The sequence below is a fragment of the uncultured Jatrophihabitans sp. genome (assembly GCF_964251945.1).
GTDB lineage: Bacteria > Actinomycetota > Actinomycetes > Mycobacteriales > Jatrophihabitantaceae > Jatrophihabitans.
The window spans coordinates 167038-187151 of record NZ_CAXULP010000005.1 but is presented as its reverse complement, the minus strand read 5'-3'; the positions used below and the strand labels follow the sequence as shown (position 1 = coordinate 187151).

The 20114-nt window shown below is 69.4% G+C and carries 23 protein-coding genes; 15 read left to right on the top strand and 8 right to left on the bottom strand.

Annotation, left to right across the window (positions count from 1 at the left end; genetic code table 11):
* Positions 1-68: 68 nt before the first annotated feature.
* The 3 genes from ACFFBG_RS12415 (at position 69) to ACFFBG_RS12405 (ending at position 3969) form a co-directional block, all read left to right on the top strand.
* Positions 69-2276, top strand: coding sequence for a catalase (locus ACFFBG_RS12415; RefSeq protein ID WP_375479094.1), 2208 nt, complete (start codon positions 69-71; stop codon positions 2274-2276).
* 248 nt (positions 2277-2524) lie between these two features.
* Positions 2525-2746, top strand: coding sequence for a type II toxin-antitoxin system Y4mF family antitoxin (locus tag ACFFBG_RS12410; RefSeq protein ID WP_375479092.1), 222 nt, complete (start codon positions 2525-2527; stop codon positions 2744-2746).
* Positions 2743-3969: a type II toxin-antitoxin system HipA family toxin gene (locus ACFFBG_RS12405; RefSeq protein WP_375479091.1), complete on the top strand. Its 1227-nt coding sequence runs from the start codon at positions 2743-2745 to the stop codon at positions 3967-3969. The genes ACFFBG_RS12410 and ACFFBG_RS12405 overlap by 4 nt, the downstream gene beginning before the upstream one ends.
* A gap of 153 nt (positions 3970-4122) precedes the next feature.
* On the opposite strand, the gene ACFFBG_RS12400 is transcribed toward ACFFBG_RS12405, so the two are convergent.
* The gene (locus tag ACFFBG_RS12400) at positions 4123-4692 is read right to left on the bottom strand and encodes a hypothetical protein (protein WP_375479089.1); all 570 of its coding nucleotides are present in this window, start codon (positions 4690-4692) and stop codon (positions 4123-4125) included.
* 98 nt (positions 4693-4790) lie between these two features.
* Here ACFFBG_RS12400 and ACFFBG_RS12395 point away from each other — a divergent pair, with 98 nt between their 5' ends.
* A complete protein-coding gene (locus ACFFBG_RS12395; RefSeq protein ID WP_375479087.1) occupies positions 4791-4994 on the top strand; it encodes a hypothetical protein in 204 nt (67 codons plus the stop codon).
* 12 nt (positions 4995-5006) lie between these two features.
* Positions 5007-5240 carry a hypothetical protein gene (locus ACFFBG_RS12390; RefSeq protein ID WP_375479085.1) on the top strand — a complete coding sequence of 78 codons (234 nt, stop codon included), beginning with the start codon at positions 5007-5009 and terminating at the stop codon, positions 5238-5240.
* A 65-nt stretch (positions 5241-5305) separates the two neighbouring features.
* On the opposite strand, the gene ACFFBG_RS12385 is transcribed toward ACFFBG_RS12390, so the two are convergent.
* Positions 5306-6535, bottom strand: coding sequence for a Fic family protein (locus ACFFBG_RS12385; protein ID WP_375479083.1), 1230 nt, complete (start codon positions 6533-6535; stop codon positions 5306-5308).
* A 274-nt stretch (positions 6536-6809) separates the two neighbouring features.
* On the opposite strand from ACFFBG_RS12385, the gene ACFFBG_RS12380 reads away from it, so the two are divergent.
* The 4 genes from ACFFBG_RS12380 to ACFFBG_RS12365 all read left to right on the top strand — a co-directional run bounded on the left by ACFFBG_RS12380 (position 6810) and on the right by ACFFBG_RS12365 (position 9237).
* A complete protein-coding gene (locus ACFFBG_RS12380) occupies positions 6810-7643 on the top strand; it encodes a sigma-70 family RNA polymerase sigma factor (RefSeq protein ID WP_375479081.1) in 834 nt (277 codons plus the stop codon).
* A gap of 97 nt (positions 7644-7740) precedes the next feature.
* Positions 7741-7977 carry a DUF1059 domain-containing protein gene (locus ACFFBG_RS12375; protein WP_375479079.1) on the top strand — a complete coding sequence of 79 codons (237 nt, stop codon included), beginning with the start codon at positions 7741-7743 and terminating at the stop codon, positions 7975-7977.
* Between the two features lie 140 nt (positions 7978-8117).
* Positions 8118-8876 (top strand): DinB family protein, encoded by a 759-nt coding sequence (locus tag ACFFBG_RS12370; RefSeq protein ID WP_375479077.1) that lies wholly within the window; start codon positions 8118-8120, stop codon positions 8874-8876.
* Between the two features lie 97 nt (positions 8877-8973).
* Entirely contained in the window at positions 8974-9237 is a 264-nt protein-coding gene (locus ACFFBG_RS12365) for an acyl-CoA-binding protein (protein WP_375479075.1), read from the top strand.
* A 16-nt stretch (positions 9238-9253) separates the two neighbouring features.
* Here ACFFBG_RS12365 and ACFFBG_RS12360 read toward each other — a convergent pair whose 3' ends face one another.
* On the bottom strand, positions 9254-10795 hold the full coding sequence (locus ACFFBG_RS12360) for a hypothetical protein (protein WP_375479073.1): 1542 nt from the start codon (positions 10793-10795) through the stop codon (positions 9254-9256).
* A gap of 197 nt (positions 10796-10992) precedes the next feature.
* Here ACFFBG_RS12360 and ACFFBG_RS12355 point away from each other — a divergent pair, with 197 nt between their 5' ends.
* From ACFFBG_RS12355 to ACFFBG_RS12340, 4 genes are all read left to right on the top strand, one after another.
* Positions 10993-13800 (top strand): AAA family ATPase, encoded by a 2808-nt coding sequence (locus ACFFBG_RS12355; protein ID WP_375479071.1) that lies wholly within the window; start codon positions 10993-10995, stop codon positions 13798-13800.
* Between the two features lie 74 nt (positions 13801-13874).
* Entirely contained in the window at positions 13875-14450 is a 576-nt protein-coding gene (locus ACFFBG_RS12350; RefSeq protein ID WP_375479069.1) for a hypothetical protein, read from the top strand.
* 6 nt (positions 14451-14456) lie between these two features.
* Entirely contained in the window at positions 14457-14711 is a 255-nt protein-coding gene (locus ACFFBG_RS12345) for a hypothetical protein (protein ID WP_375479068.1), read from the top strand.
* A 73-nt stretch (positions 14712-14784) separates the two neighbouring features.
* Complete coding sequence (locus ACFFBG_RS12340) at positions 14785-15360, top strand: DUF3558 domain-containing protein (protein WP_375479066.1); 576 nt, start codon at positions 14785-14787, stop codon at positions 15358-15360.
* Here ACFFBG_RS12340 and ACFFBG_RS12335 read toward each other — a convergent pair.
* From ACFFBG_RS12335 to ACFFBG_RS12315, 5 genes are all read right to left on the bottom strand, one after another.
* Positions 15357-16547, bottom strand: coding sequence for an RNA polymerase sigma factor (locus ACFFBG_RS12335; RefSeq protein WP_375479064.1), 1191 nt, complete (start codon positions 16545-16547; stop codon positions 15357-15359). The genes ACFFBG_RS12340 and ACFFBG_RS12335 overlap by 4 nt on opposite strands.
* A gap of 40 nt (positions 16548-16587) precedes the next feature.
* Positions 16588-16959, bottom strand: a complete 372-nt coding sequence (locus ACFFBG_RS12330) for a YciI family protein (RefSeq protein WP_375479062.1) — start codon at positions 16957-16959, stop codon at positions 16588-16590.
* 1 nt (position 16960) lies between these two features.
* A complete protein-coding gene (locus ACFFBG_RS12325; protein WP_375479060.1) occupies positions 16961-17380 on the bottom strand; it encodes a YciI family protein in 420 nt (139 codons plus the stop codon).
* A 117-nt stretch (positions 17381-17497) separates the two neighbouring features.
* Complete coding sequence (locus ACFFBG_RS12320; RefSeq protein ID WP_375479058.1) at positions 17498-17746, bottom strand: hypothetical protein; 249 nt, start codon at positions 17744-17746, stop codon at positions 17498-17500.
* Positions 17747-17756: 10 nt separating this feature from the next.
* Positions 17757-18122: a hypothetical protein gene (locus ACFFBG_RS12315; RefSeq protein ID WP_375479056.1), complete on the bottom strand. Its 366-nt coding sequence runs from the start codon at positions 18120-18122 to the stop codon at positions 17757-17759.
* A 180-nt stretch (positions 18123-18302) separates the two neighbouring features.
* Between ACFFBG_RS12315 and ACFFBG_RS12310 the strand changes: the two genes are divergently transcribed.
* Positions 18303-19472 (top strand): sensor histidine kinase, encoded by a 1170-nt coding sequence (locus ACFFBG_RS12310; RefSeq protein ID WP_375479054.1) that lies wholly within the window; start codon positions 18303-18305, stop codon positions 19470-19472.
* On the top strand, positions 19469-20113 hold the full coding sequence (locus tag ACFFBG_RS12305; RefSeq protein WP_375479052.1) for a response regulator: 645 nt from the start codon (positions 19469-19471) through the stop codon (positions 20111-20113). The genes ACFFBG_RS12310 and ACFFBG_RS12305 overlap by 4 nt, the downstream gene beginning before the upstream one ends.
* Position 20114 lies beyond the last annotated feature (1 nt).

Here is a 20114-nt window from a genome sequence, read left to right as displayed (position 1 = left end):
AGCGCCGCGTTACGGGTACGGGCCTGCTTGGTGGAAACAGGCCGCCGTCCACATTGTCGGAGAGCCCCATGGCAGGCAAACGCAGTCAACCCCGTGTCCCCGGAGTCCCGTCGAGCGAGGCGCCGGCTTATGAGGAGCCCACCGTCCCGCGTGGACCGTTGCCGCCGAAGGCGGACCAGGGTGGCCCGGACACGGTGACTGCGACCGGCGCGGCGACCGGGCAGCCGCCGGAGAGCGTCGGGCAGCAGGGCGAGTTCCTGACCACGGCGCACGGTGCGCGGCTGCGGGACACCGATCACTCGCTGCGGGTGGGTCGTCGCGGGCCGACCTTGCTGCAGGATCATCATCTGCGGGAGAAGGTCAGCCACTTCGACCACGAACGCATCCCGGAGCGGGTGGTGCACGCCCGCGGCGCGTCCGCGCACGGCGTGTTTGAGGCCAACGGGGCCGCGGAGGGAATCTGCCGGGCGGCTTTCCTGCGATCGGGAGTCCAGACGCCGGTGTTCGTGCGGTTCTCGACCGTGCTCGGGTCACGGGGGTCGGCGGATCTGGCGCGCGACACCCGCGGGTTCGCGACCCGCTTCTACACGAGCGAGGGCAACTACGACCTCGTCGGCAACAACATCCCGGTGTTCTTCATCCAGGACGGCATCAAGTTCCCCGACGTCATCCACGCCGCCAAGCCGCATCCCGATCGAGAGATACCGCAGGCGCAGTCCGCGCACGACACGTTCTGGGATTTCGCGTCGCTGCACACCGAAGCGCAGGCGCACACGATGTGGAACATGTCCGACCGGGCCATCCCGCGCTCGTACCGCACGATGGAGGGTTTCGGCGTCCATACGTGGCGGCTCGCCAACGCCGACGGCGAGACGTGCTTGGTGAAGTTCCACTGGAAGCCCCGCCAAGGCGTGCACTCGGTGACCTGGGAAGAGGCGCAGCTGAGCAACGGCTACGACCCCGACTACCACCGGCGCGACCTGGCCGACGCCATCGAAGCCGGCGCCTACCCCGTCTGGGATCTCGGCGTGCAGGTCATGCCCGACACCGCGGAAGAGACGTTCGAGGGCATCGACCTGCTGGACCCGACCAAGTTCGTGCCCGAGGAACTCGCACCCGTCCAGCTTGTCGGCACGATGACGTTGAACGCCAACCCGACGAACTACTTCGCCGAGACCGAACAGGTGGCGTTCAACCCGTCAAACCTGGTGGGCGGCATCGACGTCACCAACGACCCGCTGCTGCAGGCCCGGCTGTTCTCCTACCTCGACACCCAGATCACCCGTCTGGGCGGGCCGAACTGGAATCAGATCCCGATCAACCGGGCGCACGCGCCGGTCAACGACATGCTGCGCGACGGGTTCCACCAGGACGCGGTGCACGGCGGCGCTGCGCCCTACCGGCCGAACAGCCTCGACGGCGGCTGCCCCTTCGTCGCAGGACACGACGACCACCCGTTCATCGACCTGCCCGCACCGGTCGACGCGGCGGTCAAGGAGCGGGCGCACCCGGCGTCCTTCGACGATCACTTCAGCCAGGTCACGCTGTTCTATCGATCGTTGGCCCCGATCGAGCAAGACCACATCGTCGCGGCGTACACCTTCGAACTGTCGAAGTGCTACGACCAGACGATCCGCGAACGTCAACTGCAAGCGCTGGCCAACATCGACGCCGACCTGTGCCAGAAGGTCGCCGACGGACTGGGCCTGCCCGCGCCGAAGCCGACGCTAGCCCCCGAGGACGGCGAGATCAGCGCGGCGCTCACCCAGCTTGGGGCTACCTGGCCGGTCGAGGGACGACAGATCGGCATCGTCATCGGGGAGACCGTCAAGCCGGCTGCCGTCGACGCCATCACGAAGGCGGCCCAGGCGGCGGGCGTCGTCCCGCTCGTAGTCGGCCCGCACGGCGGCCTTGTCGGCGGGCTGACGGTGCACCGGACCTACGCCAACGCCGCATCCATCGAATTCGACGCGCTCGTCCTCGTCGGGGAGCTGCCAGCCGCGCCAGACGCCATGGTCAGCGGCGACGCCAAAGCCGGCGCCGGCGACGGCGCCGCCGTCACCGACCCGCGAGTCGTCAAACTCCTGTCCGAGGCATGGCGACACGCCAAAGCCATCGGCGCCGTCGACAGCGACACGGCGTTGGCCGAAGCCGGCATCACCACCGAGGACGTCGGCGTCGTCGTCGGCACAGCCACGCAACTCGCACCCCTGCTGCTCGAGCTCCTCGCGGAACACCGCAGCTGGGACCGATTCGCAACCAGCCTCGACGTCTGAGCGTCTCGGTCTCGGAGCGCGTCTGAGCCTTCCTTGCGTTTATCCGGCGGTGGCTGTCTCGACGTCGTGGTCGACCTGCTGCGGGCTGGCCGCACATACGTGCGGCCACAGCAGATTTGGGTTGCGGTCGACACCGCACCGGACGGCTTGCCGCACGTTCATGCGGAAATCGGTGCCCGGATCGCGGGGTTGCTGTACTCTGAGGCCGTCGCCGCACGTACGTACGGCTGAGCAGAGAGGCCACGTGAGTGACCGACGTCAGCGGGCTGGCCGGCGAAGTTCGGGCTCGCCGCACGCAGTTGCGCCTGCGGCAGGAAGAAGTCGCAGACCTCGCCGGAGTGTCAGAGCGTTTCGTCTACGCATTGGAGAACGGCAAGCAGACCGTGCAGCTCGACAAGGTGCTCGCCGTCCTCAACGCCCTGGGGTTGCACTTGGAGCTCCATCGCGGCGCCGATCTCGAGATCCGATGACCGCACCCGCCGACGAAGGGCTCGAGCAACTCCGGGAGGTCGAACGTGCCGACGTCTACAAGAGCGGTGATCGTGCCGCGACCTTGACGAGGACGGCGGACGGGCTCGAGTTCCGCTACCTCGAGGACTGGATCGCCGCCGGCGGCCCGGCGGTAGCGACGACCTTGCCGGTGCGCGCCGAGCCGGTCCTTCGCGCGGCCGGCGCGTTGCCGTCCTACTTCGCCGGCCTGTTGCCCGAGGGCCGGCGGCTGGGCGCACTGCGACGTGCAGTCAAGACCTCCGCCGACGACGAGCTCTCGTTGCTGCTCGCGGTGGGAGCGGATGCAGTTGGTGACGTGCAGGTCGTGCCCACCGGCGTCACCCCGGCGGAGGTGCCGCCCCGGATAGCGATCGACGAGCTCGGCGAGACCAGCTTCGCCGACCTGCTCGCCGAACTGGGCATCCGCGCGCAACGGATGGCGCTGCCCGGCGTGCAGGACAAGACGAGCGCGGCGATGATCAACCTGCCGGTCGCTCGTGCGGGGGAGCGGTTCATCCTGAAGCTGAACCCGATCAGCGAATACCCGCACCTGGTCGAGAACGAGGCGTTCTTCCTCGACGCCGCCCGTGCGTCCGGCCTGACGGTGCCGCCGCACAACCTCGTCGTGGACCGGGACGCCGCGCCCGGGCTGCTGGTGCGCCGATTCGACCGCGTGACGGTGGCGGGCGAACTACGTGCGCTCGCCGTCGAAGATGGCTGCCAAGCTGCTGGCCGTCCACCGGCAGACAAGTACCGGCTCGGCACGGACCAGACCTTCGCCGCGCTCAGCGCGGTCTGCGATGCGTCGGTCCTGGCCGCGCGCGAGCTCATTCGGCAGCTCGCGTTCGCCTACCTGACCGGGAACGGCGATGGCCACGCCAAGAACTTCTCCGTCTTGCAGGAGCAGTCAGGGGAGTGGCGGGTCTCGCCGGTCTACGACGTGCCGTGCTCACACCTGTACGGCGACACCACCATGGCGATGTCGCTCGGCGGACGTACCGGCTCGGAGTTCGGCGCGAAAGACTTCGTTGGCCTGGGCGGCGCGCTCGGCGTGCCGGAGCGAGCGACGCGACGTGTCTTGGCCGAGCTGACGGATCGTGCTGATCGTTGGCTGCCGGAGCTCGACGCTCTGCCGTTCGACCGTGGCCAGGTGAGCAAGCTGCGCCGCGTGATCCAGCAGCGGCGGTCTCGCTTGGCGAAGTGAGCCAACGTGGCCTTTCCCGCGTACGCGTCGTAACCCTGGGCCGCTCATCGACGCACTTGACGCATGGCTGCGCGCCGCTGGTGTGAACGAGCCGCCGGTTGTGGATTGCCTTTTGGTCTGCAACGGCTGCTGATCTGGTGTGATCAGGCAGTCTCAGGACCAACGGTCGCGTTCCGCGCGCTCGTCGTCCAGCGCAACCTCATACGGCATCAGACCGTCGCGAAGCGAACGCGGCACCCACAGTGACTCGGTCGTGACCACGTTGTCCTCGACGTGGATGGCGTAGAGCTCTCCGCTATCGCGCTGGCTGGCCGCGATCATGCCGTCGGCCACGTGATTGAAGGAGAACGCCGCGAGCAGCGGGGTGGGGCTGTCGCGCGCCAACGCGTCCGGCGCCAGAAAATGATCGATGAGATAACGCATCCAGGCTGCGGCGCCGTAGAACTTCTCGCATCCGTTGAACGACAGGCACGCCCCGTCCAGTGCTGGCACCCACTGACACCACAATGACGGCTGCCCGTCGCCCGGGCGGTTGTAAGCGTCGTGGTCGACGCCCGTCACTGGCTCGCGGTTTTCGGCGGCTGGGTTGTCCGGCACCTCGTACGGACCGCCGGGCCTGTCGTGGCGACGGCTCTGCGCGAACGCGGTGAGGTAGGCCTGCTCGCTCGCGTTCAGCGGCGGCGAGATCTCGACGAAGCCGATGAAGTCGGTGGTGGTTCCCATGGCTGCGACGCTGCCGCATCGGCGACTGCGAAACGCGGTTATCCACAGGGTGTGGGTTGTCGGGCGTTCTGACCCGACCGACTGCCACGCTGCGAGCCATGACCTTGCGCGCCTATGACCTCACGGACCCTGGCGACGTGGTCGCCCAGGCTCTTGCCGCCCATCGGCCTGAGGATGGCGATGCCTATCTCGTTCTCGTGCACGACCCGCCCGGCGCGCAGGAGGTGGTCCACATAACCCCGGTGGCATCGAGGGAATGGGCGTCCCTGGACCAGTGCGAGCGATCGGAATTCCTGCGCTAGCGCGTGCACGAGATGCCGATCGACACCGACACGTGGAGGCGCCCGGAGCACGCGGTCGTCACCGTCATCGCCCGATCTGGGCTGGCTGTGTTCGGCGCCGACGAACGCGACTGGTTGCTCGCCTGGCGCTACAGCAACCACCTGGCGCCGGTGTTCGACGGTGGCCTCGTGCTGGTGACCGAACACGGTTGGGTCGACTTCATGAGCGAGCGCGGCGCCAGTAAGCCGAGCATCACCCGACCGTGACAACGACAAGCCGGGCGTACGCGATGTCGTCCAGGACTGCGAGGCCCGGCCTGTGGGAACGCGGTCTAGCCGTCGGCCGAGGTGGGTCTGAGTGCGGCCTGCCCGATCCGGACGGTCAGATCGTCTAGCTCATCCAATATGAGCGCGGCGCCCCAGACCTGATCGCGCTTGCGGTTGGTCAGCGGACGCAAGACCCTGGCGTCGTGCAGCCGGTTGATCGCCGCAAACACACTGCTTCGTGGGGCGTCAAGAAGGGCGGACGCGTCCTCGGATGACAAGATCGGTCGTTGGGGCAGCAGGGCGAGCAGCTGTGCCACGGCGCTGCCGGCGCGGGCCTTGACCATCGCGCGCCACTCCGTCGGAATCTCGGCTAGCCGGCGCGCGGTTTTCTGCGATTCCGCCGCCGCGATTCGTGACGATTCGGCGAAGGTCGCGATGAGCGGTCCGACGTCGCCATCGCGGTAGGCATTGAGCAGGTCGAAGTAGCGGTCGCGCCGCGCTACGAGCGCGGAAGCCAGCGGGACCACCACGCGAGTCGTAGCCCCTCGCCGGCGCAGCACTGTGTTGATCAGCGCCCGACCGATGCGGCCGTTGCCGTCGGTGAATGGATGGATCGATTCGAATTGGGCATGGGCTATGGCCGCTTGTATCAGGGCTGGCAGGTTGTCGCGATTGGCGAAGGTCAGCAAGTCGGACATGTAGTCGGGCACGGTGGCCGGCGGTGGCGGGACGTAGAGAGCTCCGCGGGGCGAGTAGTTGCTGCCGCCTATCCAGTTTTGGACGGTTCTCAGCCGTCCGGCGTCGGGGGCTTCGCCTGGGTCATCGCGCATAAGCACGTCATGGGCAGAGGTGATTGCGGCGAGCTCGATCCGGTCGTTGTGGATGTCGTTGATCATCGCGTCGAGCGCGGTCGTGGCCGCGGCCATCGAGACCGCGGACGAGTTCGTGCGGATGCCGTGCAGAGCGCGCGCGTAGTCGTCGAGGCTGGCCTCCACGGCTTCGATCTTGGATGACGCAACCGCCTCGGTCCGCAGGAGTATCACGCCCAATGCCTCCAGACCAGCGCCGGACATGGCGTCGAGCCGGGAGATCTCGCCCATCGCCGACTCAACGTCCGTGACCAGTTCGGAGTCCAGGCTGAGGGCTTGGCTTGCGATCATCGGCGGGAGCGAGACCGTGATCCTTCGCAGCATTCGATCTTCCTTGGCGCCACCCCGGTTCGCCTGCTGCCAGGGGTGGGCTTCGTGTCGATGCCGGGGCCAGCTGACGCTGGCGGGTGCGTGGCTTGTCGCCATGTTTGTGACCTCCGAACTCGGACTGAATGTAATACTAATCCGATTTGGATAAGCTAAAACGGACTTACGTCAGCGCAAGTCTCACACTGTTTCGACGTCGCCGACCGGCAGCGTCGGCGCGGCCGCCGTGGCCTAGGAACCCCGAACCTGAGTAGCGGGCGCGGCGAGGCAGGGAGATCCGGCGGGCGGACGTCGTCCAGCAGGCATCGGTCACACATCACGCTCGGCGTCCGTCACCTCGGTGACCGGACGTCGCGATGGGAGGGTGACCGCCATGGACCTGACAGCGGGCTACCAAGCCGAGCGTCCGCGGCTGCTGCGGATCGCCGGACGCGTCCTCGGTGACCCGATCGAGGCCGAGGACGTCGTCCAGCAGGCATGGCTCCGGCTGCACGGGTCGGACACCGAGATCGAGAACCTGCCGGCCTGGCTCACCACCGTCACGACGCGGCTGTGCCTGGACCGGCTGCGGTCGCACACCCCCGCACCCGAGGCGGAGGTGGTTGTTCCCGGTACGGCGCCCGACCCTGCGGACGAGGTCGCGCTGGCCGACACGGTGGGTGTGGCACTCCAGATGGTCCTCGACCGGCTGACCCCGCGGGAGCGGGTGGCGTTCGTCCTGCACGACAGCTTCGGCGTCGACTTCCCCACGATCGCGGAGATCCTCCGCACCACTCCGGCAGCGGTCCGCAAGCTCGCTTCTCGAGCTCGCGCGAAGGTCGCACTGCCCGCGGACGAGGAGCGTCAACCCGACTGGGCGCTGGTCGACGCGTTCATGGCCGCTGCGCGCGGAGGGGACCTCACTCGGCTGATGGAGCTGCTGTCGCCCGACGTGGTCGTCGCCGGCGACGCCGCGGCCGTGGCGCTCGGCACGCCTGCCCGCATCGACGGCCGGCGAGAGGTGGCCGCCTTCTTCAACGGAGCAGCGCGCGCGGCGTCGTCCGTCTTCATCGGCGACCGTCCGGGAGCGGCCTGGTTCCACCGCGGGACAGCCAAGGTCGTCTTCGACTTCACGATTACGGACGGCGTCGTGCGGCGCATCGACTTTCGCGCCGAGCCCGACGTGCTCGCCCGCGTCGGCCCGCGCCGAGGCGACGCCCCGCGTTGACGCTGCGCCCGCGCTGACGGTCACACTCGGCCGCGGCGGCTCGTCATACGAGCAGGAAGGCCCGATCGACGACAGCAACAGAAACCCGAGGAACCCTTTGAAGACCATGACCTGCCGCCAGCTGGGCGGACCGTGTGACGTCCAACTTCAGGGCGAGACCGCTGACGACGTCATCAAAGCCCAGGACCGCCATCTCAAGGACGCGGTCCAGGCCGGCGACACCGCGCACGAGCCGGCCCGCGCCGACATGAGTGGCCGGTGGAAGCACCCAGGAAAGTCCATGGGCTGGTACCGAGCGACGAAGCGAACATTCGCCGAGCTCCCTGAGGACTAGGACCTCCAGCTGCCCACCGAGACCGCTTCACCGGATGCGCGCGCGTGTGGTTCGCGCGTCGTTCGGGCGGCTCGTCGTTCAGCCACCGAGACACGCGGCCGGGCGGCTACTTGTCGGTGGGTTGTGGCAGCCTCGAGGCCATGACCCAGTTCTTCCGTCGGGATCTGTCCGGCGCCCGGTTCGAGGAAGTCGACTTCACCAGCACGTGGTTTCGCAACGTGTACTTCGTGGGCGCGACGCTGCGCGGCGCTTGGCTCGAAGACGTCGACATCGACGGCGAGCTCCGCAACGTCCGCATCAACGGCGTCGACGTCGGCCCGCTGATCGAGGCCGAGCTGGACCGCCGTAGCCCGGAACGCGCCAAGCTCCGGCCGACCGACGCCGACGGGTTCCGCGAGGCATGGGCGGTGATCGAGCAGGCGTGGCCGTCGACGCTCGACCGCGCCCGCCGGCTGCCGCCGGAGTTGTTGCATGAGCGGGTCGGTGACGAGTGGTCGTTCATCGAGACGCTGCGCCACCTGCTCTTCGCCAGCGACGCCTGGCTGCTGCGCGCCTTCCTCGGCCGCCCCGACCCGTACACGCCGCTCGACCTTCCGCACACCGAGCACGAGCCGGACCCAGCCGTGCCCAACGACCCGGACGCCCGGCCGTCGCTCGCGGAGGTGCTCGAGCTGCGCGCGGAGCGAACGGCACTCATGCGCGACGCGGTCGCCGACCTCACCGACGACGTCCTGGCCGGCGACACCGCCCCGGTCCTCGGACCCGGGTACCCGTCGGCCGGCGTCTATCCCGTCGCGCGATGCCTCAAGGCGGTGCTCAACGAAGAATGGCTGCACCGCCTCTACGCAGAGCGAGACCTCGCCGTGCTCGAGGCGCGACACGCCGAAACGGCCACTTGAGACCGAGCGATCGGGGTAGAGCACTCGGCTTTCGCGGGGCGTTCTACGGTGACGACAACGGCGGCGCTGGGGCCGCCGACGAGCGAAGGGAGACACCATGGCGGATCTCGACGCGCAGTTCGCGCAGGCGCAGGCCGACGTCAAGACGCTCACCAGCAAGCCGAGCAACGATGACCTGCTGACGCTCTACGCGCTGTTCAAGCAAAGCACTGCCGGCGAGGCGTCCGGGGCGAAGAAGCCGGGTCGTTTCGACCTCGTCGGCAAGGCCAAGTACGAGGCGTGGACGCAGGTCGCCGGCACGTCCGCCGACGAGGCGAAGACGCGCTACATCGCCGAGGTCGACCGGCTGCTCGGTCGCTGACCTGCGAGCGATCGCGTCACTTTCGTTTCATACATTGTTGCGATTCCTCCGGATTCCAGATGGTGAACGGCCATCTCGGCCCGGCGGAGGGTTTGATCGGCTTGACGTTGAGTACCTTCAGGAAGAAGTTGATCACCTTCGCGATTGATTTGGAGATCGAGTAACCGACGCCGACGACCCCGGTGACCAGCACCTTCGCGTCCGAACAACCGAGCGTGAGCGACGTCGGCGGCGGACTGCCGTCCTTGTCGAAGGCGAGCGACGCGGTGATCCCGACATACGGGCCGACGTGCAGGCCGGGCACGCCGAAGCCGATGCTCAGCGAGGCGTTGAAGGCCAGCGAAATGGCGTTGACCGACACCCCGGCCGAGAAGGCGCTCTTCGACACGCTGGTCACGGTCTTGACGGTCGGCGTGAAGGTCTTCAGGTCGCCGCCCGTGTAGGCCACGCCGATGGGCCCGTCCAACGCGTACTTGGCGTGCGATGACAACGCGGCCTGACCGGCGAGCTGAATCGACATGCTGAGGTTGAAGCTCACCGACACCGAGAAAGGCGTCACGGGGATCGTGAACTCAACCGGTAGCCGGAAGATCGTCCTCGGCTTGTTGCCGTCGACGTTCCGCGTCGCCGCCTCGAAGTCGAAGAAGACGGCTGCCGCGTCGTAGAGCTTGACCGAGGCGTCGAGCAGATGGGAGCCGCCGATCGTCACCGACGCCTTGATCTCCGGCTTGCCCACGTCGACTCCGAGATCGCCGCGCATCCTGCCGTTCTCGCCCTGGTAATTCACCAGGACGTGAATCGGCGAACAACAGCTCGGGGTCAGCGTGACATCGCCCTCTTTGATGGGCGTCGGCTGGCCGGTCGGTTGCGGCAGCGTGATGCCGGTCGAGCCGTTTGCCGACCCCTCGGACGGCAGCTCCGACGGGATCTCGGTCGGGATCTCGGTCGGGATCTTCGACAGCGGGGGTTTAGGAGGGTTCTTCCCACTGACGAGTCCGGCGCCGGTGAGGCTGCGCTCCTGGAAGGAACGCGGCCGGACCGGGGCGTCGGTGTCCACGATCTGTCGCGCGGTCGGATCCGAGGGAAAGGTGTAGGCCAGCGGATTGGCGATCGCGATCGGCGTCGTCGTCGTGAACTTTCCGTCTCTGATCACGTCGGTCAGCGCGACCGGCCCGAGGACGACCTGCCAGCCGCCGCCGGCGACGTCCTTGATCGCGAGGACCCGGCCCGTCGCAAGCGTCGTCGCCATCATGATCGAACCGACCCGCAGCTTGCTCGCGCCAGGCGCCGAGCCGTCGACGGTCCACACGTACCCGCTGCCCTCAGCCGAGCGGATCGACGACGCCCCGCCGCCGATCACGACCACGTCGGGCTGGTAGGTGACGCCCGGAATATGCCCGATGGTGGTGCCGTAGTGCAGTTGCGCGCCGGTGGGCGTGGCGGCGGATCGAAGCTGGACGACACCACCGCTGACTCCGCCGCCCGTCCCGGGAGCCGGCGAGGACGATGACTTGCTCTGGCCGCCGGTGCAGGCGCACAGCAGAACCAGCGCAACCACGATCAGCGCGAGGAGCCTGCGTGTGCGCGCAACAGCTCGGGCGCGCGACGACGGTCTCAGCACGCCGGTTTGAGAAAGGTCGTCGACCATAATCGAAAGCTAGAGCCGAACGGGGCCGCGGTGAATCGGGGGTTTCCCTACACCTGTCTCCCCGCGAGGCCCAGGGACGATTTCGACCGCCGTGCGACACTCGGCTCGTGCGCGGCACCTTGGTCGGGCGCGACGCCGTGCTCGAACTGGCCCTTGCGACGCTGCAGACCGCGGGCCGGGTGCTCATCGAAGGGCCTGCGGGCATCGGCAAGACCGCACTGCTCCAGGCGCTGGTCGACTTGGCGGGGGAGCGGGGGATGGTCGTGCTGCGCTGCTCGCCGACCGAGACCGAGGCCGCGCTCCCGCTGGCCGCCCTCGCCGACCTTCTTCATCCGGTGGCCGACGAGCTGGACAGCCTGCCTGCGCCACAACGACAGGCAGCACTGTCCGCTCTGCTCCTGCGCGACGAGTCCGGGCCGGTCGACGAACGCGCACTCGCCTCGGCCGTGCGCACGGTGCTCGACGCGGCGGCCGTCCACAGCCCGGCCGGCCTGCTCGTCGCGATCGACGACGTCCCATGGCTGGATCCGCCCAGCGAACGGGCGCTGCGATTCGCGCTGCGTCGTTCGTCTGCCCGGGTCCAGGTGGTGGCGGCACGGCGCACCGGCGAACGGCTCGATCCGCGCGTCCCCCTCGAGCTGGACGCGCGCGCCCCCGTCGAGCGGCTCAGCCTGTCGCCGTTGGGCGTCGGCCCGCTGCATCGTCTGCTCGCGCAGCGCTTCGGCGTCTCGCTGAGCCGCCCCACCACCGCGAGGCTCGCGCGGGAGTCCGGCGGCAACCCCCTGCTCGCGATCGAACTCACCCGCGCCGCGCTGCGGCTCCCGCGCATGCCCGGGCCCGGCGGCGACCTCCCCGTCCCCACGTCGATGCACGAGTTGGTCGACGCGTCGCTGGCCACGCTGCGCCCGGACAGCGTGCGGGCAGCCAGGTTGGCCGCCCTGCTTTCCGCGCCGCACCTGTCCGACCTCAAGGCGGCGGGGGTGGCGCCGGACGCGCTCGACGCGGTCGAGGAGGTCGGCCTGGTGACGATGGACGACGCCGACCACGTTCGGTGGCTGCACCCGGTGTACGCGAGCGCCGTCCGGGCCAGCATCCCGACCGGGGTTCGGCGACGTCTCCACGCGCTGCTCGCAGAGTCGAGCACGGACCGCGACGAACGGGCGCGGCACCTCGCGCAGTGCACCACCGACCCGAGCGAGGAGGTGGCCACCGAACTCGGCGAGGCGGCCGGCCGAGCCCGCGCGCGGGGCGCCCCGGACTTGGCCGCCGAGCTCTACGAGCGAGCCGGCGCGCTCACCGTCGACAGCGCCTCGGCGACGACGCTCCGGCTGCGCGCGCTGTACTGCCTGTTCGACTGCGGCAACTACCAACTCGCCGCTGAGCACGCCGACGCCATCGCCCGCGACCTCCACGGCGACCTGCTCGCCGAAGCGCTGCTGCTGCGGGCGGCGATCGCGTTCGCCGTCGACGACCTGCCGCTCGCCACGTCCACGGCGCAGCGCGCCCTCGACGCCGCGACGCCGTCGGCCCGCCTGGCCGGCAGGATCCATGCTCATCTCGCGGTCTTCGTCGACCTCCCGGCGCCGGCACGCGAACACGCCGAGGCGGCCCTAGCCCTGCTCGAGAAAGAGCCGACGGCCGGCGACCTGCGGGGCCTCGGCCCGGAGGCCGCCGACCTACGGGGCGCCGGCGTGCTCGGCCGCACCGACCGCGCGCTGCTCGCGTCCGTCCTGATGCTGGTGTTTCTCAACGAGGTGCGCACCGGTCTGCCGCCCAGGGTGGAGGTGCTGGACCGCGCCCTCGCGATGGAGGCCGGCAACCCCTCCTGGCTCGCCGGGACGATCCCGGCGATCTGGTGGAAGGGCACGGACGAGCACGAGCGGGCCCGGAACCGGCTGCAGTCGATGCTCGACGCGGCGATCGGCGCGGGCGACGAGCCGTTGCAGCACGAGCTGATGGAACACCTCGCCGAGGCCGAAACCCTCGCCGGCGACTACGAGCGGGCCGCGGCCTGGATCGCCAATGCGCGCGAGCTCGCCGCCCAGCTGGGCGCCGGCGTTGCGGCTGAGCGCTGGCTCGGCGGAACGCTCGACGCGCTGCGCGGCAGGCTGGACGAGGCCCGGGCCGCAGGCGAGGCCGGCCTGGCCGAGGCCGCCGTGTCGCAGGACCCGTGGCTGCACCGGATCAGCCTGCAGCTCACCGCGTTCGCCGCGCTCGCCGACGGTCGCGCGAACGACGCCGCTGCGGCGTACGTCGAGCTCGATGCGGCGATGAGCGCCACCGGTCTTGCCGAACCGCTGGCGTCCCGCTTCGAACCGGATTGGCTGGAGGCGTGCGTCGGCATCGGCGATCTGGCGACGGCCGAGGTCGCCCTCGACCGGCTCGCCCGTCGCCATGACCGCCTGCCCCGGCCGTGGACGACGCTCGGGCTCGCCCGTTCGCGGGTGCTCATCGCGAGCGCGGCCGGCCATGACACCTCGTCGCTCATCGAGGAGCTGCTGGCCGCTCGTGACGCGACGCCGGCCGATGTCGTGCCCTTCGACCGGGCCCGCTGCCTGCTCGTCGCGGGTCTCGCGCACCGCCGAGCCCGTCGCAAACGGGCCGCGCGCGAGGCCCTGCTCGCCGCGGCGGCCGAATTCGACGCGATCGGAGCTCCGTCCTTCGCGGCCCGGGCCCGCGCCGACGCCGACCGGACGGGCGGGCGGATCGCGACGCCGGACGAGCTCTCGACCTCCGAGCTGCGGGTCGCCGAGCTCGCCGCCACTGGCGCCACGAACCGAGAGATCGCCGACGCCCTGTTCATCAGCCCAAAGACGGTCGAGGCCAACCTTGCCCGGATCTACCGCAAGCTCGCCATCGGCCGACGGGTGGAACTCGCCGCAGCCCTCGGCGCCCGGGCACCGGGTCAAACGTAGGGAACCGACTGATTCGTCGAGGGCGCCGCTCGCCATAGCTTGGCCGAAGAACCAAGCAGCTGAGAGGACCACCCTTGATCAAGCACGCCGGATCGCTTCTGCTCGTCGGAGCGGCCGCTTTCGCACTCACCGCCTGCAGTAGCAGTTCCAACACGTCGTCATCAGCTCAGGCGCAGTTGTCGCGCATCAACGCAGCGACCAAGAACACCCCAGCCTCGTCTACCGCGTCCAGCCCATCGGGCCCCAAGATCAACCCCGCCGACGTCGACGTGTGCGCCCTGCTCAGCCAAGCTGATGCCAACAGCGTCGCCCACGCCGAGCAGTTTGACGGGTTCCAGGACAAGTCGACGTTCTACAAGCTCACAGTCACGAAGCAACCCGGTAGCGCCACGACATCGAGCTGCAAGTTCTCGATCAAGGAGGCCCAGGGGGATGCCCAGGGCACGGTCACGTTCCATGTCCGATCTGCAGCTAGTTTCGCGGTGCCCCCGGACGGGCAGACGATCAGCGGACTCGGCGACGAGGCATACGACACCGGCGTCTCCCCGGTGGTGCGGGTAGGCAGCGTGGTGATCTCGTCCGACGACAATTCGTTCCCCGACGCAATCACCGTCGCGCTGCTGCGCAAGATGGTCCCGAAGCTGAAGTAGAGCGACGTGACGGGCCAGCTGTTCGTCGTCGAACGATACGACGACACCGGAACGCCCGGCCGGCTGCTGCCGCTGCCCGCCCCGCCTGCGGACGTGCGACTCGTCTACGCCGTTCGGGTGCCGGCCGACGACGTCGTCCTCGCCCTGATCGAGGGGACGGACGAGCAGACGACCAGCGCGGCGTTGACGGCGGCCGGCTGGCGCGTGGACCGCATCACGCCCGCAGCCTGGGCGCACCCCGGCGAGGAGGGCGCGACATGAAGTTCGGCAACACGCGGGCGCCCGCTGAATCCGGGACGAAGCCACCTATGTCTCAAGCGTTAGGACGGATGTCATGAAGAAATTTCTCGCGGTCCTGCCGCTCGTGCTGCTCCTTGCCGCGTGCGGGACGTCCGGCGGCGGGGGGACCACCACGGTGACCAGAACCGTCACGGCGACGGTCACCGCTCCTGGGGGCGCCTCGACGCCGGCCGACTCGGACGCAGCGGGCGCATCCTCGGCATCCGCAGCGGCCGCCGCCGCGCCCGACGCGTGCTCGCTGCTCACCCAGGCCGAGGCCGAGAAGCTCGCCCGCACGAAGCTGATGAAGCCGGTCGGCGCCGGTGCGAACGCCGCCGGCAAATTCGTCGGATGCCAGTTCACCGGTCCGACGACCGGTCCGACGGCGCAGGTCGAGATCTACGTCGGCGACGGCCCCAAATCGCAGCTGCACATCGATCGCGACAACCTCAAGCACAAGTTCACGACGGTGCCGGGCGTCGGCGACCAGTGCCTGCAGGAGGACGGCTTCATCTTCGTGGAGAAGAACGGGCTGTGGGCCTCGATCCACCTCGTGCGATTCAACGACGCCAAGCAAAACCTCGCGCTCATGCGCACCGCGATCGCACAACTCGCCGCGCGCCTGCCCTAACCGAGCTCGCCGCGGCGGCGGGTGAGGTGGCGGACCTCGGCCGGGTTGCGGGCCAGCTCGATCGCGTGCGTGTAGGCCGCGCGCGCCTCGCGCGATCGGCCCAGGCGGCGCAGCAGCTCGGCGCGGGTCGCGTGGAACGCGTGGTATCCGGCGAGGGGCAGCCCGTCGACGGCGGCGAGGGACACCTCCGGGCCGTCCAGCTCGGCGATGACCACGGCTCGGTTGAGGGCGACGACCGGCGTCGGCGCCAGCGCGTAGAGCTGGTCGTACAACGTGGCGAGCGCGGCCCAGTCGGTGTCGCGGAACTCGCGCGCCGACGTGTGCACGGCGTTGATCGCCGCCTGCAGCTGGTACGGGCCCGGCCGGTTCACCTCGACGCAGGCGCGCACCAGGGCGTGTCCTTCCGCGATGAGCTCCGTGTTCCAGCTGGTGCGGACCTGTTGATCCAGCGTTACCAGCTCGCCGGCCTCGTCGACCCGGGCGGCGCGGCGGGCGTCAGTCAGCGACAGCAGCGCGAGCAGCCCGGCGGTCTCGGGCTCGGCCGGCAGCAGGGCGTGCAGCAGCCGGGCCAACCGAATCGCCTCGTCGGACAGGTCGATTCGCAGTTCGGCGTCGCTGCCCGGCAGGTAACCCTCGTTGAAGACTAGGTAGACGACGGCCAGGACGTCCGGTAGCCGCTCTTCGAGGCGTTCGGGGACGGCGAACGGGATGCGCGCCGCCTTGATCTTCGCCTTGGCGCGAGTGATCCGCTGCCCGATCGCCGCCTCGCTGGACAGGAACGCGCTGGCGATCTCACCGACGCTCAGCCCGGCGACCAGCCGCAGCGTGAGGGCCAGCCGCGCCTCGGGCGCGAGCGCGGGGTGGCAGCAGGTGAAGATCAGCCGGAGTTGGTCGTCTTCGACTGCGTGCGCGGCCTTCGGCTCGAGCTCCCGGTCAGGTTGCAGCATCAGCGCCTCGGCGTGCTTCGCGTCCCGCCGCGACTCGCGCCGCAGCCGGTCGATCGCTTTGCGGGTCGCAGTGGTCATCAGCCAGCCGCCCGGGTTGGGCGGCATCCGCTCGCGCCATGCGGTCACGGCGGCGAGGACGGCCTCGCCGGCCGCCTCCTCGGCGATGTCCAGGTCGCCGAAGCGGCGGGCCAGCGAGGCCACCACCCGCGGCCACTCGTCCCGGAAGACGTCCTCGATCATCCGGTCCCGATCATGCCGGTCCCGATCATGCGGGTGGCGATCAACCTGCGAACGGGCGTACCTCGACCTTGCCCCGGCACGCTTGGGAGCCCTCGGCGGCCAGCTCGAGCGCGACGTCCAGGTCCGGCGCGTCGATCACCCAGAACCCGCCGATCCACTCCTTGGTCTCCAGGTACGGCCCGTCGGTGAACACCGGCTTGTCACCGGTGCCGTCGACCACCGTCGCGGTGGACGCCGACCGCAGGCCGCCGGCGAACACGAAGTAGCCATCGGCGATCAGCTTCTCGTTGAACAGACCTGTCGCGGCCATCGCCGCCTCGGCCTCTTCCTGTGACGTGTACGAGCCGAACTTGCCCGCGGCGGGGTCGTAGTCGGAGTCCGCGCCGTGCACGGACAGCAGATACTGCGCCATCTCAGACCTCCTTCGCCGCAGCGGCCTCGGCGCCGGTAGCGGCAGCTGCGTCGGCATCGGGCGTCGGGACCTGCGCGGGAGTGCGGAAGATCCGTACCTCCTGCGGCCAGTCGCAGGCCACCGCGACCTTGCCCGCCCAGTAGCGGGCCGTGGCCTCGTCGGGCACGTCGACGGCGGCGAAACCGCCGAAGACCTCCTTGGTCTCGGCGTACGGCCCGTCCGTGAAGACCGGCTTGCCATCGCCGGGCTCCACGTGGAAGACCGGCGCGTCGTTGTCGAGGCCGCCGCTGAAGATGTAGACCCCGGCGGTCTTCATCTCCTCCATCACCGCGCGCGCGTCGCGCGCCCGCTGCTGCCAGTCCTCGTCGCTGGCATCGGTGACCCAGTCGTCGTTGAAGAAGATGAGGTACTCGGCCAACACAACTCCTCGGTTCGCGGATAGTCCCTTTGACCACCCTCCACCCTTTCCACGAAGAAGGGCCATCGAATCCGACAACGAAGCAGTGCCGCGCTCGGCCTAGCTGGGCGTCCCGCGCGCCTACGACTCGTCCCGTCGGGCTCGCCAAGACTCATAGTCCGGTTCGCCGATGTGCCGTACCCGAGCTGTGCTACTAGCGTCATATTTGTTGAGGGTGGCCAGGACGTGCTGGGCGGCGGCGTGAGTCAGGTGCAGGTCGCCGGAGGACACGGTGGCCAGCGCGCGGGCGATAGTCTCTTCGTCGGCGCCTTTGAGCAGATATCCGCGGGCGCCGGCGCGGAGCTGGACCTGATCACCGACGACGATCAACGGGTCCCGCTCAAACGCCGAGAGCGGCGGCGATCACGGCGACGACGAGAAAGACCGCCCCGTAGTAGGTGGCCAGCGCAGCGCGAGATCTGGGTCCGGTCCGTCCTGACCGACGTCCGTAGAACCAGACGGCCCCGCCGAGGACGAGTGCGACGAGCACGCCGATCACGTATGCGAAAAACGCGACGTTGTTGGCTGGGCTCGGGTGTTTGCCGTTGTTGAAGTCTGCGGGATCGACCTGGTGCCCGATAACGAGGACGGCGAAGCCGACGAAGGAGATGACGGCCGCGGCCAGTGCGATGGTCCCGAACGTGTCGTGTTCGTCGTTCGGCGACGCGGCCGGCACCGCGCTGGTGTCGGTGTGACGCATGCTCATGTCCTGGTCCTCCTGGTTGTGCGGGTAGTCGCCATGGTCGATGGACGAGCGGCTCCATCGTCGCTGGTCCGGTGCGTCGACGTCATCGGCTTGCCGGGGACAGCGCAGTCACCGGAAGTCGATCTGGAAGTCCTCCACGGAGGACGGCCCGCGGGCCGGTTCGGCACTTATGCTGCGGCCGTGCATGGCACACGCGGGTGGTCGCCGTCCTGGTGGGACGGGGCCGTCGCGGTGTGCGTCGCAACCGCCGTGGTCGCGAACAGCATCGCCGGACTGGCCACGCCTCGCGTGTCGTCGCTGGCCACCGTCTTCGGGCTGATCTGCGCAGCAATCCTGCTGGCACGTTCCCGGTTGCCGATGACGACCGCGCTGGTCATCGGCGTCTGCAGCGTCGTGCCCACTCTCGCAACTGGCGAGTTTCCGGACTTCTACGCCTCTTTCGTGCCGTCGCTGGCCGCCTATTACGCGGTGGCGCTGCACTGCTCGGTTCGGCAGGCGGCGGTCGTTCCCGTGCTCGGGGTTGCCGTCCTGGCCGCCTTCGCGCTGCGGGTGCCGGGGTTTCTGACGCCTAGTCAAACCGTCTACATCGTGGCGGGCATGGTGCTGGCCTTCGCCGCCGGACGCACGATGCAGGTGTTACGACACCGCGCCGAACTCGAGGCTGCGCGCGCCGATCTACTCGAGCGTGAGCACGACGTGCAGGCCCGCGAGGCTGTGCTCGCCGAGCGCGAACGCATCGCCCGCGAGCTGCACGACGTGATCGCCCACGACGTCGCGGTGATGGTGGTGCAGGCCGGCGCTGCGGAACGACGGCTGCCCGATCGATCGGGAGACGTCGGCGAAAGCCTGGCTCAGATCCAGTCCAGCGGGCGCAAGGCCATCGACGAGCTGCACCTGCTGCTGGGCATGCTGCGGGACGAGGACCAGGCGCTGGTCATGCAACCAGGACTGCACGCCGTCCCGCCGCTGGTCGCCGAACTCGTGCGCGTCGGACTGCCAGTGACCCTGCGCGTCACCGGTTCGGTGCGGGACGTCGGTGACGCGCTCGATCTATCGGCCTACCGGATCGTGCAAGAGGCCCTGACGAATGTGTTGAAGCACGCCAGCGGCAGCCACACCCAGGTGGTGGTCGACTACGGCCGCGCCGAGTTGACGATCGCCGTCGCCGACAACGGAGACGGCGACATCGACTTCCCGGCGAGCGGCCACGCCTCATCCGGGCACGGGCACGGGCTCGTCGGGATGCGGGAACGGGTGCGGGTGTTCGGCGGAGAGTTCGCCGCCGGCGCGCGTGCCACGGGTGGATGGGAGGTGACCGCTGTGCTGCCTATCCCGGCCACCGCCACGTGATCGACATCCTGATCGCCGACGACCAGGCCATGATCCGCCGCGGCCTGCGTCTCATCCTCGAGTCCGAGGACGACCTGCGGGTGGTCGCCGAGGCGGCAGACGGGGCAGAAGCGCTCGCCGCAGCCGCCGAAACGGGCCCGGACGTCGTGCTGATGGACCTGCGCATGCCCACGTTGGACGGGATCCAAGCGATCCGCGCGCTGCCCAGCACGACGAAGGTCCTGGTCCTCACCACGTTCAGCGAGGACGCCCTCATCTACTCCGCGCTGCGCGCAGGGGCCAGCGGATACCTGCTCAAGACGGCGCCGCCCGACCAACTCGTCACCGCGGTGCGAGCGGTCGCCGCCGGCGAGGCCCTGCTGGACACCCGCATCACCCAGCGCCTGATCGCCGAGATCGTCGCCGGCCCGTCACCCGACGCCGGACGCACCCTGAGCGGCCTGACCGAGCGCGAGCTCGAAGTCTTGGCAGGCGTCGGCCGCGGCCAGTCCAACCGCGAGATCGCGCAGACGACGCACCTGTCCGAAGCCACCGTCAAGACCTACCTCGGACGCGTCCTGACCAAGACCGGACAACGTGATCGAGCTCAACTCGTCGTCCTCGCCTACGAAACCGGACTCGTCAAACCGGGACGCCCGTGAC

Excerpts from the sequence above, each read along its gene's own strand:
- ACFFBG_RS12415 (WP_375479094.1), top strand. The coding sequence starts at position 69 with ATGGCAGGCAAACGCAGTCAACCCCGTGTCCCCGGAGTCCCGTCGAGC.
- ACFFBG_RS12405 (WP_375479091.1), top strand. The coding sequence starts at position 2,743 with ATGACCGCACCCGCCGACGAAGGGCTCGAGCAACTCCGGGAGGTCGAA.
- ACFFBG_RS12400 (WP_375479089.1), bottom strand. The coding sequence starts at position 4,692 with ATGGGAACCACCACCGACTTCATCGGCTTCGTCGAGATCTCGCCGCCG.
- ACFFBG_RS12395 (WP_375479087.1), top strand. The coding sequence starts at position 4,791 with ATGACCTTGCGCGCCTATGACCTCACGGACCCTGGCGACGTGGTCGCC.
- ACFFBG_RS12390 (WP_375479085.1), top strand. The coding sequence starts at position 5,007 with ATGCCGATCGACACCGACACGTGGAGGCGCCCGGAGCACGCGGTCGTC.
- ACFFBG_RS12385 (WP_375479083.1), bottom strand. The coding sequence starts at position 6,535 with ATGGCGACAAGCCACGCACCCGCCAGCGTCAGCTGGCCCCGGCATCGA.
- ACFFBG_RS12380 (WP_375479081.1), top strand. The coding sequence starts at position 6,810 with ATGGACCTGACAGCGGGCTACCAAGCCGAGCGTCCGCGGCTGCTGCGG.
- ACFFBG_RS12370 (WP_375479077.1), top strand. The coding sequence starts at position 8,118 with ATGACCCAGTTCTTCCGTCGGGATCTGTCCGGCGCCCGGTTCGAGGAA.
- ACFFBG_RS12365 (WP_375479075.1), top strand. The coding sequence starts at position 8,974 with ATGGCGGATCTCGACGCGCAGTTCGCGCAGGCGCAGGCCGACGTCAAG.
- ACFFBG_RS12340 (WP_375479066.1), top strand. The coding sequence starts at position 14,785 with ATGAAGAAATTTCTCGCGGTCCTGCCGCTCGTGCTGCTCCTTGCCGCG.
- ACFFBG_RS12335 (WP_375479064.1), bottom strand. The coding sequence starts at position 16,547 with ATGATCGAGGACGTCTTCCGGGACGAGTGGCCGCGGGTGGTGGCCTCG.
- ACFFBG_RS12330 (WP_375479062.1), bottom strand. The coding sequence starts at position 16,959 with ATGGCGCAGTATCTGCTGTCCGTGCACGGCGCGGACTCCGACTACGAC.
- ACFFBG_RS12315 (WP_375479056.1), bottom strand. The coding sequence starts at position 18,122 with ATGAGCATGCGTCACACCGACACCAGCGCGGTGCCGGCCGCGTCGCCG.